This window comes from Flavobacterium sp. LC2016-13 (genome assembly GCF_009707955.1).
GTDB lineage: Bacteria > Bacteroidota > Bacteroidia > Flavobacteriales > Flavobacteriaceae > Flavobacterium.
This window is the reverse complement of sequence record NZ_WMDQ01000001.1, coordinates 322,191-336,861: the sequence shown is the minus strand read 5'-3', so window position 1 is coordinate 336,861 and position 14,671 is coordinate 322,191. Positions and strand designations below refer to the sequence as shown.

The window sequence follows — 14,671 nt, the reverse complement described above, 5'->3', positions numbered from 1 at the left end:
CAAATAAGAAAAAGTAAAAAATGAAAATATTAGTAACAGGAGGATTAGGATTTATTGGTTCTCACACCGTAGTCGAATTGCAAAATGAAGGCTTTGAAGTTGTGATAATTGATAATCTTTCTAATGCTACAGAAGATGTTTTAAAAGGAATTACTGCAATTACAGGTAAAACGCCTTTATTCGAAAAAATTGATTTAAGAGAAAAAGCGTTAGTTCAGGATTTCTTTAAAAAACATAATGACGTTACAGGAGTAATTCATTTTGCAGCTTCAAAAGCAGTTGGTGAAAGTGTTGAAAATCCGTTATTGTATTATGAAAATAACATTAACACTTTAGTGTATTTGTTGCAGGAATTAAAAGAAAAACCTGAAGCAAGTTTTATTTTTAGTTCATCTTGTACAGTTTACGGTCAAGCCGAAAAAATGCCAATTACAGAAGATGCTCCGGTTCAAACAGCGATGTCTCCTTACGGGAACACTAAACAAATTGGAGAAGAAATTATTACCGATACAGCTAAAGTAACTAATATAAGTGCTATTTTATTGCGTTATTTTAATCCGGTTGGAGCACATTCTTCAACTGAAATTGGAGAATTGCCTTTGGGAGTTCCTCAAAATTTAGTTCCGTTTATTACACAAACCGGAATAGGATTACGTCAGGAATTATCAGTTTTCGGAAACGATTACCCAACAGCGGACGGAACTGCCGTTCGAGATTATATTCACGTTGTTGATTTAGCAAAAGCACACGTTATTGCGTTGCAGCGTTTATTGAATAAAAAGAATCTTCAAAAAGTAGAAACCTTTAATTTAGGAACCGGAACAGGAAGTTCAGTTCTTGAAGTGATTCATAGTTTTGAAAAAGTAAGCGATAAAAAACTGCCATACGTAATTAAGCCTCGCCGCGAAGGTGATATCACTGAAGCGTATGCTAATACAGACAAGGCAAATAATGTCTTAGGCTGGAAAGCAGAATTAAGTTTAGATGAAGCAATGGCAAGTGCTTGGAAATGGGAACAAAAAGTGAGGAATGTATAATTCCTTATATTAAAATTATAAATTTTAAAATCCCAAATTATAGTAATATAGTTTGGGATTTTTTTTAAAATGATATTAAGTTTTTATGAAACAAAGTTTAGATTATAAATTAATTTTTGCTCTTGCAGCAGTTGGAATCGTTTGGGGAACTACCTTTTTAGGGATTCGGGTTGCAGTTGAAACAATTCCGCCCTGGTTTGTAACGTCAATTCGTCAAGGGCTGGCGGGATTGATAATGTTGACTATTTTGTTGTTTAAAAAAGAACTAAAATGGATTGGCTGGAAGAATTTAAAACAGCAGCTTATTCCGTCAGTTTTAATGATTGTAATTGCGAATGGTTTTACGACAATTGCAGAGCAGACTTTGCCCAGCGGATTAGCTTCGGTAATAAGTGCTTTGTCTCCGATTCTTATTTTTTTAGGTAGTATTTTATTTGGCTTGCAAAAAAGGAGTTTAAGAGGATTTGTAGGTGTAATTGTTGGATTCTCCGGAGTAGTTTTTATTTTTAAAGATGGACTAGAGTCATTTTTAGATGCAAATTACAAAACAGGAATGATGTTCATGGGATTTGCGATTTTAGCCTGGGCAGCCGGAACAATTTATACTAAAACGCACGCTGCAAAATCGAATAATATTACGCTCAATTTGTTTTATCAATTTACGATGGCGTCTTGTATTCAGTTGGTTTTGGCATCTATTTTTTCGCCAAATCCGGATTTTAATTCTTGGAGTTCAAGAAGTATTCTGGCAGCTTTGTATTTATCAATTTTTGGTTCTGTGATTGCTTTTTTCTGCTATAACTATGCTTTAAAACATGTTACAGCGGTACAGGTTTCTATTTTGTCGTATATAAATACCATAATTGCTGTGTTTTTAGGTTGGCTGCTTTTGGATGAAATCATTACAATTGATTTTATTATTGCCACAGCGCTTATTATTCTTGGTGTTTTTATTGTCAATTATAAGAAGAAGGAAAAGAAAGTTGTATAAATTTGTGAGAATTAAAAATGTAGGAATTATGAATAATGAAGAGGGAAATAAAAAAAAAAAATAGTAAGATTAGGGAATGGTGGGGAAAATAGAAGTTGTTTTAAATTGTACCCTTTTCTGCTACTTAAATTTATTCAATCAATTTTGATACTTCTTGAAACCCTTCACTTAATGTTCTGAAGATTGATGCGATAATTGTTTTTTCTAAAATTTTTTCTGTGGTCAAATCAATCAATTTGCCTTTTAGAAGTTGAAACCAAGTTTTTTTTCCTAAATTAAAATGATTTTTTAAATCCTCTATTTCGTCAAAAATAATTTGTTGGCCAAAACCTTGTTTTTCAAGTTCACTAAGAATATCGTTAAGCTTAGAATGCAGATTGGATTCTTCTTGATTTGTAAATGCTTGTTCGGGTTGAGGTTGATAAGTATAAAATCGATTTATATCATCAATCTCTTGGTCGATTGCAAAAATTCCAATTTTTTTCTCTTTCTCATATCCACAACCATTACAGTTTTTCATGTGATTGTCCATGTCTGTAACAGCTTTTATTCTTAAAATTTTTAAAAAGTCAAGTTTATCTCTGTTTTTGTTGAAATCATATAATTTTAATGTCAGATCAGATTTATAATTTGCTAGATTATGAATTTTTCCTCTGCTGAATAAATCTCTATAAAAACTATTTGCTTCTTCTTCAACTACATTCATGTGAAAAATAATTTGTTAATATATTCAAATATAATAAATCCTCATAAACAATCAGTTCATGAGGATTTTTTTATAAGTATAGTTTTCAACTGATCACTAAAAACGGAATACTGAACACTAAAAATTAAGCATTAGCAGTAACCGCTTCTTTGTCAATTTTATTAATCAAACCAGCTAACACTTTTCCTGGACCAACTTCAGTAAACAAAGTAGCGCCGTCAGCGATCATTTGTTGTACAGATTGAGTCCATTTTACAGGAGCAGTCAATTGAATAATTAAGTTCTTTTTGATTTCGTTTGCATCAGAAACTGCATTTGCAGTTACGTTTTGGTAAACCGGGCAAATAGGAGTAGAGAATGTTGTAGCTTCAATTGCTGCAGCCAATTCTTCTCTTGCAGGTTCCATCATTGGTGAGTGAAAAGCTCCACCAACAGGTAAAATTAAGGCACGTTTTGCTCCGGCAGCTTTCATCGCTTCACAAGCTTTTTCAACAGCAGAAGTTTCTCCAGAAATCACCAATTGTCCAGGGCAGTTGTAGTTTGCTGCAACAACGATTCCGTCAATAGAAGCACTAACTTCTTCAACAATATTATCAGCTAAACCTAAAACTGCAGCCATTGTAGATGGAGTAATTTCGCAAGCTTTTTGCATTGCCAAAGCACGTTGAGAAACCAATTTCAAACCGTCTTCAAAAGATAAAGCTCCGTTAGCAACCAATGCTGAAAATTCTCCTAAAGAATGTCCTGCAACCATTTCTGGTTTAAAATCTTCGCCTAAAGTCTTCGCTAAAATAACCGAATGTAAAAAAACGGCCGGTTGCGTAACTTTAGTTTCTTTTAGTTCTTCGGCAGTACCTTCGAACATGATATCTGTAATTCTGAAACCTAAAATTTCATTAGCTTTTTCGAATAAATCTTTGGCTAAAGCCGATGATTCATATAAGTCTTTGCCCATTCCTGTAAACTGTGCGCCCTGACCCGGAAATACGTATGCTTTCATTTGTCTAATTTAAGATTGAATTTTTTTGAATTGAAAATTAGTTTCAATTGAAAGGCAAAAGTAATATTTTTTTAGCTCGTATAATCCTTAAACATATAAATCCATACTAATCTTGAAAATCGGAGATTGAAAGAAGTCAGTAAAGTAATTGCAACAGCAATAATAGGAATGATTCGCAAATCGAATGTTTGTTCAAAAAACATTTGAGCAACGCAATAAGTAGCAATACCTTGCGCAACAGTCAATCCGTAATTTACATACATAGCGCCAAAGAAATAACCAGGCTCTTTTTGGAATTTATAATGACAATGACTGCAATATTCATTCATTTTTGGTAAACCGAAATTCAGGAAAATATTCTTGTCTTTAAAAACTTTTCCTTTATGACAAACCGGACATTCGTTGCTTAAAATATGAGTTAATGTATTTGACATGACTTTGTTGTTTTTATTTATACAAAGGTATTTTAGATTCTATTAAAACCTTTTTTATATCTTCGCTACTTATAGCACAATAAAGACATTTGTTGTAACATCGCCTAACTTTAAACGACTTTGTGAACGAAAAACATGATTGGGTGATCGTATAACCAATAAAAATAAATTCTACAGATATGAAAAAATATCCAATCTATAGTGTTGAGAATTTTAGCTGTAATGATATACATCGCGAATTTTATGTAAACACATTCAAAGAACATTTAAAAAGCCACAGTTTTGTCGAAGAACCGCACAGACATGATTCCTATTTAATGGTGTTTTTCACGAATGGTTCCGGAACACATGAAATTGATTTTGATCAATTCGAAATTAAAACAGGAAGTTTATTCGTTTTGCAACCCGGACAAATGCATCATTGGAGCTTATCTGAAGATATTCAAGGATTTGTAATTATCTTTTCGCAGGAACTTTATAATTTATATTTCGGACAGAAAAAAATCAAGGATTATAACTTTTATAATTCTATTCTTAACCGCCCCGAAATGGTTTTTGATAAAGAAGAAATACCGAAAATTTTGCCGTATTTTGATTTGTTGATTAAAGAAAATGATCAGAATAATAAATTGCAATTAGATAAAATGCTGAATTTGTTAGATTGTATTCATATCGAAATTGCCCGCAAATACAACGAAACCTATTCACATCAAACACATTCTTATAACATAAAAATCAGCGCATTCGAAATTCTTTTAGAAGACTATTTCAAAACTCAAAAACTGCCTTCGTTTTATGCAGAAAAATTAAATATTACCTTGAAACATTTAAACAGAATCTGCAATGAAATTCTGCAGAAAACAGCAACCGAAGTGATTACAGATCGTGTGGTTTTAGAAATAAAAAGAATGTTGATTGATAAACAATTAGCCGTAAATGAAGTGGCTTTTAAAGTTGGTTACGAAGATTACTCTTATTTTTCCAGATTCTTCAAAAAACAAATAGGATTGTCGCCAACAGAATTTCGAAATACAGTTCGATAAGTTTTTGTTTACCACGGCCCAAGCGATAGCAAACAAAAAAAGCCTGCACTTTCCAACAAGTACAGGCTTTTTAACCAACCAAATTAAATAGAATATTACAAATTATGCTTGTTTAGCAAATTGTAATTCAATGTTTAAACGAACTTCTTCGCCTACTAAAACTCCACCAGTTTCAAGAGCTGAGTTCCAGTTTAATCCCCAATCTTTACGATTGATTTTTCCTTCTATGCTTAAACCTACTTTAGTATTTCCCCAAGGATCAGTCATTACTCCGCTAAAGTCTACAGGAAACGTTACAGATTTTGTAACACCTTTAATGCTTAAATCTCCAGTTATTTCATAATCTCCAGCATCAATTTTTTTGAAAGTTGAAGCTTTGAAAGTTAATTTTGGATTGTTTTCAACGTCAAAGAAATCTGCACTTCTTAAGTGACCGTCTCTGTCTGCATTTGCAGTATCGATAGAAGCGATATCGCCAGAAAATTCGATTGCAGCATTTTCGAAGTTATCTCCGTCTGTAGTAATTGTTGCATCGTAAGTTCCAAATTTACCTGAAACATTTGTAAACATCATGTGTTTAACTTTAAAACCAATTTCTGAATGTGTTGGGTCAATTGACCATTTTGTAGTTGCCATAATTTTTATTTTTAAATAATTAATTTCATTTTGATAGGACAAAGTTACTTCGACTGTCTTCATTAAGCACTTAACCTAGATTAAGAAATAAATAACGAAGTAACTTTTTGAATATCAGTTTTTTTTGTTTTTATTGTTTGAAAAAGTTTGAATTAATAGTTCATCGGAATATCCATTAATAAGAATTCCGCGTCTGTATTTGCTTTGATGTTTAAAATATCAGTGCCTGAAATTCCAACCGCATCACGAGTGTTTAATTCCTGACCATTGATCGTTACGTTTCCTTTTAAAATGAAAGCGTAAACTCCATTTCCTTCTTTTTTAATTTTATATTCTGTTGCAATTCCGGCATCAAAATTCCCCATATTAAACCAGGCGTCTTGGTGAATCCAAACTCCTTCATCATCAGCATTTGGAGATAAGATCTGAGCTAATTTATTGTGTCTGTCAGCAACATTCAAAGTAATTTGTTGGTAACGTGGATCAACATTTCTTTTATTTGGAAACAACCAGATTTGCAATAATTTAGTCTGCTGATCTGCATTTGGGTTAAACTCACTATGTTGTACTCCAGTTCCTGCACTCATAACCTGAATATCTCCATTTTTGATGATTTCAGTATTTCCCATGCTGTCTTTGTGTGCTAAATCGCCTTCTAAAGGAATCGTAATGATTTCCATATTATCATGCGGATGTGTTCCAAATCCCATTCCTCCCGCAATCGTGTCATCGTTCAAAACACGAAGTGCTCCAAACTGAATTCTTTCCGGATTGTACCAGCTTGCAAAACTAAAACTGTGATAAGCATTAAGCCATCCGTGATTTGCATTCCCTCTTGTTTCTGCTTTGTGCAATACTATATTTTCCATGATTTCTCTTTTATTAATTTTATAGTACAAAGATACGGTCGAGGTAAAGGAAAAGCACTTAACCTAGATTAAGTTCTTTAAGGAGCTGAGTTTTTGAGGTTTTAAAGGACTAAGATTTTAGGTGCAAAGGCGCAAAGTTGCAGAGGTTCAAAGGTTTTTTTAAAGATTCTGAGGTTCTAAGATGCTAAGATTCTAAGGTTTTTTCCGGAGCAGAAATTTTGGTTTTAAAAAGACTTCTAGTCCCGCTATCCGTTTCAATCTTTTGTGCCATCCCGAGGTTTCGGGATTACCACAAAAGGATTTCCACTTCTATCGGGGCTAAACTAGAAAATTCATTTTTATAAGTTGTTGGGTACGTTGAAGGCAAACGTTCAAAAGTTCCAGTTTGTCATCCTGAGGAACGAAGGATCACACTAGAAACTCCATTCGCATAATCACTAATCTTTGTCGAGCTCCGAATGTGATCCTTCGTTCCTCAGGATGACAAGATTGCGTGGAATGGTTGTGCTAAAAGCTTTAAAAACTGAATTATTTAATTCTAATCAATTTGCCTTTTCCTACTACCTCGTCAAGATAATTTGCAGAAGAACTTTGCTTATCATGCATATAAAATAGAATAGTATCTTTTTTGATTTGATCTTTTGAAATGGTTATAATTAAATCTCTATTTATAAAATTCTCCAATAGTATTGTATTGCCATATGAAATTTTTCCTTTTGGCATATACTTGTTATCAAAAACAAAAACACTGTCCTTAAAAGTAATTTTGTCTTTTTGGATGTATAAGCCATAGTCTTCTAATAAATAATTATAACGGCCAATAAGTTTATCGTTTTCCTGATGGTTGAAATTGATAAAAAAGAGAGTGATTATTGATACAAAATATTTCATAACATTCTAACTATACTGATTAATAAACTGCTGAACTACTATATCCGTATTCTCATGACGTTTCTTTCTTTCTAAAGCAATTGGTGGAGCAGCTCTTTCCAAACAATCTTTTACATCGCAAGTTTCACAAGTAACGCCTACAATTCTCTTAACTAAAGGTTTTCCTTCAATGAATTTGAATTTCTTTTTCATCGTTGGATTAATCAAAATTCCAACAGAAATACTACGGATATTATTTTCTACAAAAGGATCTTTTGTCGCCGATGAAAAAACCAAATATTCATTTCCGCTATGAGCGTAACTTGAAATTTGAGCATCAAAAAAATGAGGTTTGTTTTGTTTGATGGCCTCGTCTATAGTTTTCACAGAAACCCATCTTCTGCAATAATGCTCGTTAGTTTCGTTGGCGTGCGGTTCTTGTTGATTCGTAATATGAAGTTCTTTTTTTATCTTATAAACATCAGAACCAATTGGATGCGACATTCTCAAAAAGAACAAATTCTTCAAATGAAAATCTTTCGGTAACAAATTAGTCAATCTCTGATAAAAAGATTCAGGCGAAACTTCAAAACTTTCAATTAAAGCCACAAATTCTTCCGGATTTGGTTTCTCGTTATTTAAGAAATCATTGATTTTATCAACAACCAATTGTCTCGGCAACAATAATGCGCCAGCAAAATAAGAAGCGTAAAAATTATGCAAAACCTGATCGAAGTTTTCGAATTTGATCCAGCTAAAAGTTAACAACCGATCTGAGATTTTTAAGTAATTATAAGCGATTTCCTTAGCTAAAATAAAAGCTTTCTGCGGATCATCAATTTCTGTAGAAAGCAACAATGTTTTACTTTTTGGAACATAAATCGAACGCAAATCGCCCAAAGCTTCCTGATCTGTAAAAGCAATTTCTTTAATTTGATAATCGTATTCTTCTTTTAAAATAGCTTCTAATTCTTCAATACTAATTTTAGAATCTAAATTAATCTGAAATGACTTCGAAAAAGCGATTACCTTTTCTTCTAAATCTTCAAAATAATTGCTGTGTGCTTCCTGATACGAGCGTAATGCGGCCAAAAAGAAACTTTCACGGCTTAAATTATAATGCTGAGCAATTTCAATAATAGTACTAATAAAGGCATTGACTTTGGCTGGAGCATTAGCAATAATATCAATTAAATCAGCTTCCTGAATTCCGAAAAGTTCTAACGGAATCTCTTTTAAAATGCCTGATTTTAAGATTTCGCCAATCGGAGCGAGGTTATTATCGAGTTTTAAAGATACCATTTGGTCGTAACTAACATCCAAATGTTCGCAGAGAAGTAAAATTTTATCTGTTTTTGGATATTTTTTCCCCTTTTCAATTTCGTTTAAGTACGATTTTGAAAGATTTGTCAATTTGGCTAAGCCAAAAAGAGAAAGATTTTTTTGAGTTCTGACTTGCTTGAGTTTTAACCCAAATATCAGCTTTATATAGTCTTTTTCGATATCCATGTATCAAATATAACCATTTAAAAAATAATCGCCAAAAAATTATTTTCAATATTTAGCGAACGTTCGCTTGTTTTGTAAAAAACTTTTTGTAACATTGTAGTGTAAAACAGATTAGATATGAGGTTGTTATTCATAAAACATCTTTAAAAAGATAGAAAGAGATAAACAATTAATATGTCTAATCAATGAAAAAATAAAATTTACAGCTATGAAAAACCAATTAGAAATTACCGAAACGGCAATGGAATTTTTAGCCGAAAAGAAGCTTTCTTATCCAACAATTTGGACGGAAGAAGCAGTTGCGTTTATAACTGATTTGCATCGAAAATTCGAATCGCAACGAAAATTGTTATTGTTACAACGAGAACAAAAACAAACCGCTTTTGATCAGGGCGTCATGCCATCTTTTCCTTCAGAAACCAAAAACGTCAGAGAAAGTAATTGGACAGCTGGAGAAATTCCGAAAGATTTGTTGGACAGAAGAGTGGAGATTACCGGACCGGTTGATCGTAAAATGATTATCAATGCCTTGAATTCAGGAGCAAAAACTTTTATGGCTGATTTTGAAGACAGTACTTCTCCAACCTGGCAAAATCTGATGGATGGACAAGTGAATTTAATTGATGCTGTAAACAAAACGATTTCTTATACAGATGAACTTAAAAACAAAAGTTATCAGTTAAATGAAAAAATAGCGACTTTGATTGTTCGCCCAAGAGGATTGCATTTAACAGAAAAACATCTTTTGGTTGAAGGAAATGAAGTTTCGGGTTCTTTGGTAGATTTTGGATTGTATGTTTTCCATAATCATAAAAAATTGCAGGAAAATAATTCCGGACCCTATTTCTACATTCCAAAATTAGAACATTATCTCGAAGCGCGTTGGTGGAACAATGTAATTGATTTTAGCGAGGATTATTTGAAATTAAAACGAGGAACGATAAAAGTGACAGTTTTAATTGAAACCATAACAGCAAGTTTTCAATTGGATGAAATTATTTATGAATTGAAAGAACATATCGTTGGTTTGAATTGCGGACGTTGGGATTATATTTTCTCTTATATCAAGAAATTTAGAAAAAATCCAAAATTCATTGTTCCGGATCGCGATCAGGTAAATATGACTTCGCCTTTCATGAATGCCTATTCGAATTTGGTGATTCAAAGATGTCATAAACGAGGAATTCATGCGATTGGCGGAATGGCAGCTCAAATTCCGATTAAAAATAATGAAGAAGCGAATACTGTTGCTTTTGCAAAAGTAAAAACAGATAAAGAACGTGAAGTTCGAAATGGTCATGACGGAACCTGGGTTGCGCATCCGGATTTGGTTTCAATAGCAAAAGAAATTTTTGATAAAGGAATGCCAACTCCAAATCAAATTCACATAAAAAGAGAACATCGTAAAATAACAGAAGAAGATTTGATTGAGCCACCAATTGGAATCATAACTGAAAATGGCGTTCGAAAAAACATTAATGTTGGGATTTTGTATTTGGCTTCATGGCTAAACGGACAAGGCGCTGCAGCATTGCATAATTTGATGGAAGACGCTGCAACTGCCGAAATTTCGAGATCGCAATTGTGGCAATGGCTTCAGAATAAAGTGGTTTTGGATAATGGCAGAAAATTAGATTTGGCTTATTATCACGAATTGGCTTTAGATGAATTCAGGAAAATTAAAGACGAATTAGGAGAGGAAAATCACGAAAAAAGGCAATTTCCTTTGGCTGAAAAAGTTCTGGAACGATTGGTTGTGAATCCTGATTTCGTTGACTTTTTGACGATTCCTTGCTACAAATATTTATAAGAAAAAAAATCCGCTTAATCTGCAAGATCTGCGGGCGAATAATTTTTTCACGCAGATTTAGCAGATCAGGCAGATAAAATGAGAGTTAAAAAAATCTAAGCAGATTTTTTAATAATACAAAAATAAGTCCAGTTAAAACTGAGCATTTTTAACTGTGAACTGAATACTATTACTTACTAACCACTTTAACTTAAACTATTTATGAAAACAACAGAAGACAGAATTCAGGAATTGATTAACGATTGGATTACGAACCCAAGATGGAAAGGTGTTGAACGCCCTTACACTGCTACAGAAGTAGTTACGCTTCAGGGTTCCTATCAAATTGAGCATTCTATTGCCAAAATGGGAGCGCAAAAATTATGGAGAAAGTTAAAAAATCAGGATTATGTTGCTGGGTTGGGCGCGTTGACAGGAAATCAGGCGATTCAGGAAGTCGATGCCGGTTTAGAAGCAATTTATTTGAGCGGATGGCAAGTGGCTGCCGATGCAAATTTGGCAGGAGAAATGTATCCTGATCAATCGCTTTATCCGGTAAATAGCGTGCCGATGGTTGTAAAAAAAATAAACAATGCTCTGTTACGTGCTGATCAGATTCAGACTGTAAACGGAGTTGAAGATAAAAAAGATTATTTAGTTCCGATTGTGGCTGATGCCGAAGCAGGTTTTGGGGGAAACCTAAATGCTTTCGAACTAATGAAATCAATGATTGAAGCCGGAGCTTCAGGAGTTCATTTTGAAGACCAATTAAGTTCTGCGAAAAAGTGCGGACACTTGGGCGGAAAAGTTTTGGTACCAACTCAGGAAGCAATCAATAAACTGATTGCAGCGCGTTTAGCATCAGATGTTATGGGTGTTTCTACTTTAATCGTTGCCAGAACAGATGCTGATGCTGCTAATTTATTAACGAGCGATGCTGATCCAAGAGATGCTAAATTTATTACAGGCGAAAAAACAAACGAAGGTTTTTTCTACGTAAAAAATGGTATCGATCAGGGAATTGCAAGAGGTTTAAGTTACGCGCCTTATGCTGATTTAATCTGGATGGAAACCAGTAATCCGGATTTGGTTTATGCTAAAAAGTTTGCTGATGCGATGAAAAAAGAATTTCCGGATAAAATGCTGGCTTACAATTGTTCGCCTTCTTTTAACTGGGCTGCAAAATTATCAGTTGCCGAAATGGAGACTTTTAGAGAAGATTTAGCAGCAATGGGATATAAATTTCAGTTCATTACTTTAGCAGGTTTCCATGCCTTGAATACAAGTATGTTTGAATTGTCTAAAGCGTATAAAGAACGCGGAATGGCAGGTTATTCTGAATTGCAGGAAAGAGAATTTGCTTTGCAGAAAAACGGTTTCAGAGCCGTAAAACATCAGGCTTTTGTTGGAACTTCTTATTTTGATGCCGTTCAGAATACGGTAATGATTGGGAAATCAACCATAACAGCAATGAAACATTCTACGGAGGTTGAGCAATTTTAAATTTTTTCCGCCACGAATTCACGAATTTTTATTGTCAAAAATAATTCGTGAATTCGTGGCGGAAAATCTTATTTTTTCAAAAGCCGAGCTTTCATTTTGCTGAAAAATTCAGGTGTAACGCCAATGAAAGACGCAATTTGTTTTTGAGGAACTTTATGGACTAACGTTCCGTATTTCTTAGTGAATTTATCGAATCGTTCTTCGGCTGGCAAACTCAAATTATCCATTAAACGTTGTTGATTCGCAACCAATGAATTTTCGATTAAAATCCTGAAAAAACGCTCTAATTTCGGAATATCAAGATATAATTGTTCCTGATTTTCTTTAGATAATGAAACGATTTCGGAATCTTCTAAAACTTCAATAAATAGCTGTCCCGGTTTTTGCGAAAAAAAACTGTACATATCACTCATCCACCAGCCTTGACAAGCAAACGCTAAAACATGTTCAACAATATTATCGTTGATATTAAAGCTTCTTAAAATTCCGGAATTTACAAAATATGAATGTTTGCAAACTTCGCCCGCATTTAATAAAATGGTTTTGGCTTTGTATGTGTTCGTTTCTAATTTCGATAAAAAATGAGCTTGTTCTTCAGGCGTTAGTGAAACGTGTTTGGCAATGTTTTCAAGAATTAACTCCATTATTTTTCTTTTATCAAAGTGAATGAAGTTGCTTTAAAACGATTATTTTCTATCGTTCCGGTTACAGAAGCTTTTCTAATGGCGTTGCAAAAACCATCTTCGGCATGCGCGTCACCGTGATCATGAATCGTTGTTCCGTCGACAAAATAAGTTTTTCCCTCAATGCGAACAGCTAAATCACAACTTTTTCCTTTCATTCCAAATTGGCATTCTCCGCAAGAAGCTTCTACAATTTGTGGTTTGTCAATTATTTTTTTGTCTTGAGCCTGCATTGCAATTCCAATAAAAAGAAATGCTAACAATATTATTTTTTTCATTTTTAAGAATTTACAGTAATTAATTTTGAAGTTGTTTTGGCACGTTCTACAATTTCTTCGATTGGAGTTGATAATGAATCATAACTTAAAACAACACCCATTCGGCGATAAGGTCTTGAAGTTGGTTTACCAAAAATCCTGAAATCAGTTTTTGGTAAAGCAGCTACCTTTTCGATTCCGCTAAAAGTAGGATTTGTAGAATCTTCTGATGCTAAAATTACGGCACTTGCTCCGGCTTTTTCTAAAGTAATTTCGAAAATTGGAAGACTTAAAATGGCGCGTAAATGCAATTCGAATTCATTAAAATTCTGAGTTCCGGCCAAAGTTACCATTCCGGTATCGTGTGGGCGAGGAGAAAGTTCAGAGAAATAAACACCTTCATTGGTTAAGAAAAATTCAACACCAAAAAGCCCGGCTCCGCCAAGTGCTTCCGTTATTTTTTCGGCCATATCCTGAGCTTCGTATAAATCTTTTTCAGAAACCAAAGCCGGCTGCCAGCTTTCCTGGTAATCGCCACGCTCTTGTCTGTGACCAATTGGAGCACAAAACAACGTTGGATTATTATTTTGAGTAATCGTTAAAAGTGTAATTTCTGAATTGAAATCTACAAAAGCTTCAACAATAACTTCTATAACATCGCCACGGGAACCTGCAACAGCATATTGCCACGCTTTTTCAATATCACTTTCTGTTTTTATCGTCGATTGTCCTTTTCCTGATGAAGACATTAAAGGTTTTACCACACACGGAATTCCAACTTCCTGAACGGCTTTTTGTAGTTCTTCTGCCGAAGTTGCATATTGATATTTAGCCGTTTTTAAACCTAATTCTTTTGAAGCTAAATCACGAATAGCTTTACGGTTCATTGTAAAGTTTGCTGCTTTCGCCGAAGGAACAACCGTAATTCCTTGTTTTTCGTAATCATAAAAACGTTCGGTGCGAATGGCTTCTATTTCAGGAACTATAAAATCTGGTTTGTGTTTGGCTACGATTCTGTCAAGAGCTTCACCGTCAAGCATATTAATGACTTCAAAATCGTGTGCAACTTGCATTGCCGGTGCATTTTCGTAACTATCAACAGCGATTATGGTTTGTCCGATTCGTTGTGCGGCAATGACAAATTCTTTGCCTAATTCGCCTGAACCCAGGAGTAGTATTTTCATAGGATATTTGAAATTTTGGAAAATAATGGAATCGTAAAAGTAACGAAAAATGTTTTTAACCGCAAAGTTCTATTTATATGTATTAGTGTAGAGGCGCACTGCAGTGCGTCTACGCAATTTATATTTAACCGCAAAGTTCACAAAGAATTACGCAAAGAAC

General features: G+C 33.9%; 15 protein-coding genes. 5 read left to right on the top strand and 10 right to left on the bottom strand.

Annotated elements, in window-relative coordinates:
• Positions 1-20 precede the first annotated feature (20 nt).
• Together galE and GKZ86_RS01505 are read left to right on the top strand one after the other, a co-directional pair.
• Positions 21-1,037 carry a UDP-glucose 4-epimerase GalE gene (gene galE / locus GKZ86_RS01510; protein ID WP_154781368.1) on the top strand — a complete coding sequence of 339 codons (1,017 nt, stop codon included), beginning with the start codon at positions 21-23 and terminating at the stop codon, positions 1,035-1,037.
• Between the two features lie 85 nt (positions 1,038-1,122).
• Complete coding sequence (locus tag GKZ86_RS01505; RefSeq protein WP_154781367.1) at positions 1,123-2,028, top strand: DMT family transporter; 906 nt, start codon at positions 1,123-1,125, stop codon at positions 2,026-2,028.
• A gap of 130 nt (positions 2,029-2,158) precedes the next feature.
• Here GKZ86_RS01505 and GKZ86_RS01500 read toward each other — a convergent pair whose 3' ends face one another.
• From GKZ86_RS01500 to GKZ86_RS01490, 3 genes are all read right to left on the bottom strand, one after another.
• Positions 2,159-2,734: a hypothetical protein gene (locus tag GKZ86_RS01500; protein WP_154781366.1), complete on the bottom strand. Its 576-nt coding sequence runs from the start codon at positions 2,732-2,734 to the stop codon at positions 2,159-2,161.
• Positions 2,735-2,858: 124 nt separating this feature from the next.
• A complete protein-coding gene (gene fabD / locus GKZ86_RS01495) occupies positions 2,859-3,734 on the bottom strand; it encodes an ACP S-malonyltransferase (protein WP_154781365.1) in 876 nt (291 codons plus the stop codon).
• Between the two features lie 71 nt (positions 3,735-3,805).
• Positions 3,806-4,168, bottom strand: coding sequence for a DUF983 domain-containing protein (locus GKZ86_RS01490; protein WP_154781364.1), 363 nt, complete (start codon positions 4,166-4,168; stop codon positions 3,806-3,808).
• 179 nt (positions 4,169-4,347) lie between these two features.
• Between GKZ86_RS01490 and GKZ86_RS01485 the strand changes: the two genes are divergently transcribed.
• Positions 4,348-5,211, top strand: a complete 864-nt coding sequence (locus tag GKZ86_RS01485) for a helix-turn-helix domain-containing protein (RefSeq protein ID WP_154781363.1) — start codon at positions 4,348-4,350, stop codon at positions 5,209-5,211.
• Positions 5,212-5,313: 102 nt separating this feature from the next.
• On the opposite strand, the gene GKZ86_RS01480 is transcribed toward GKZ86_RS01485, so the two are convergent.
• The 4 genes from GKZ86_RS01480 to GKZ86_RS01465 form a co-directional block, all read right to left on the bottom strand.
• Positions 5,314-5,847 (bottom strand): YceI family protein, encoded by a 534-nt coding sequence (locus GKZ86_RS01480; protein WP_154781362.1) that lies wholly within the window; start codon positions 5,845-5,847, stop codon positions 5,314-5,316.
• 152 nt (positions 5,848-5,999) lie between these two features.
• Entirely contained in the window at positions 6,000-6,716 is a 717-nt protein-coding gene (locus tag GKZ86_RS01475; RefSeq protein ID WP_154781361.1) for a pirin family protein, read from the bottom strand.
• 528 nt (positions 6,717-7,244) lie between these two features.
• Positions 7,245-7,607, bottom strand: coding sequence for a hypothetical protein (locus GKZ86_RS01470; protein WP_154781360.1), 363 nt, complete (start codon positions 7,605-7,607; stop codon positions 7,245-7,247).
• A gap of 6 nt (positions 7,608-7,613) precedes the next feature.
• Positions 7,614-9,095, bottom strand: a complete 1,482-nt coding sequence (locus GKZ86_RS01465) for a helix-turn-helix domain-containing protein (RefSeq protein ID WP_154781359.1) — start codon at positions 9,093-9,095, stop codon at positions 7,614-7,616.
• A 208-nt stretch (positions 9,096-9,303) separates the two neighbouring features.
• Between GKZ86_RS01465 and aceB the strand changes: the two genes are divergently transcribed.
• Together aceB and aceA are read left to right on the top strand one after the other, a co-directional pair.
• Entirely contained in the window at positions 9,304-10,905 is a 1,602-nt protein-coding gene (aceB, locus tag GKZ86_RS01460; RefSeq protein WP_154781358.1) for a malate synthase A, read from the top strand.
• Positions 10,906-11,106: 201 nt separating this feature from the next.
• Complete coding sequence (gene aceA, locus GKZ86_RS01455) at positions 11,107-12,387, top strand: isocitrate lyase (protein WP_154781357.1); 1,281 nt, start codon at positions 11,107-11,109, stop codon at positions 12,385-12,387.
• Positions 12,388-12,455: 68 nt separating this feature from the next.
• On the opposite strand, the gene GKZ86_RS01450 is transcribed toward aceA, so the two are convergent.
• Genes GKZ86_RS01450 through purT form a run of 3 tightly spaced genes read right to left on the bottom strand, consistent with a single transcriptional unit; the run spans position 12,456 to position 14,511 of the window.
• Complete coding sequence (locus tag GKZ86_RS01450) at positions 12,456-13,031, bottom strand: Crp/Fnr family transcriptional regulator (RefSeq protein ID WP_154781356.1); 576 nt, start codon at positions 13,029-13,031, stop codon at positions 12,456-12,458.
• Entirely contained in the window at positions 13,031-13,348 is a 318-nt protein-coding gene (locus tag GKZ86_RS01445; RefSeq protein WP_154781355.1) for a DUF6370 family protein, read from the bottom strand. Before GKZ86_RS01445 ends, GKZ86_RS01450 begins: the two co-directional genes overlap by 1 nt.
• Positions 13,349-13,350: 2 nt before the next feature.
• Positions 13,351-14,511, bottom strand: a complete 1,161-nt coding sequence (purT, locus tag GKZ86_RS01440; RefSeq protein ID WP_154781354.1) for a formate-dependent phosphoribosylglycinamide formyltransferase — start codon at positions 14,509-14,511, stop codon at positions 13,351-13,353.
• Positions 14,512-14,671: the final 160 nt, after the last annotated feature.

Excerpts from the sequence above, each read along its gene's own strand:
- GKZ86_RS01465 (WP_154781359.1), bottom strand. The coding sequence starts at position 9,095 with ATGGATATCGAAAAAGACTATATAAAGCTGATATTTGGGTTAAAACTC.
- GKZ86_RS01490 (WP_154781364.1), bottom strand. The coding sequence starts at position 4,168 with ATGTCAAATACATTAACTCATATTTTAAGCAACGAATGTCCGGTTTGT.
- GKZ86_RS01485 (WP_154781363.1), top strand. The coding sequence starts at position 4,348 with ATGAAAAAATATCCAATCTATAGTGTTGAGAATTTTAGCTGTAATGAT.
- galE (WP_154781368.1), top strand. The coding sequence starts at position 21 with ATGAAAATATTAGTAACAGGAGGATTAGGATTTATTGGTTCTCACACC.
- GKZ86_RS01470 (WP_154781360.1), bottom strand. The coding sequence starts at position 7,607 with ATGAAATATTTTGTATCAATAATCACTCTCTTTTTTATCAATTTCAAC.
- GKZ86_RS01480 (WP_154781362.1), bottom strand. The coding sequence starts at position 5,847 with ATGGCAACTACAAAATGGTCAATTGACCCAACACATTCAGAAATTGGT.
- aceB (WP_154781358.1), top strand. The coding sequence starts at position 9,304 with ATGAAAAACCAATTAGAAATTACCGAAACGGCAATGGAATTTTTAGCC.
- GKZ86_RS01445 (WP_154781355.1), bottom strand. The coding sequence starts at position 13,348 with ATGAAAAAAATAATATTGTTAGCATTTCTTTTTATTGGAATTGCAATG.
- GKZ86_RS01475 (WP_154781361.1), bottom strand. The coding sequence starts at position 6,716 with ATGGAAAATATAGTATTGCACAAAGCAGAAACAAGAGGGAATGCAAAT.
- aceA (WP_154781357.1), top strand. The coding sequence starts at position 11,107 with ATGAAAACAACAGAAGACAGAATTCAGGAATTGATTAACGATTGGATT.
- GKZ86_RS01500 (WP_154781366.1), bottom strand. The coding sequence starts at position 2,734 with ATGAATGTAGTTGAAGAAGAAGCAAATAGTTTTTATAGAGATTTATTC.
- GKZ86_RS01505 (WP_154781367.1), top strand. The coding sequence starts at position 1,123 with ATGAAACAAAGTTTAGATTATAAATTAATTTTTGCTCTTGCAGCAGTT.
- fabD (WP_154781365.1), bottom strand. The coding sequence starts at position 3,734 with ATGAAAGCATACGTATTTCCGGGTCAGGGCGCACAGTTTACAGGAATG.
- GKZ86_RS01450 (WP_154781356.1), bottom strand. The coding sequence starts at position 13,031 with ATGGAGTTAATTCTTGAAAACATTGCCAAACACGTTTCACTAACGCCT.
- purT (WP_154781354.1), bottom strand. The coding sequence starts at position 14,511 with ATGAAAATACTACTCCTGGGTTCAGGCGAATTAGGCAAAGAATTTGTC.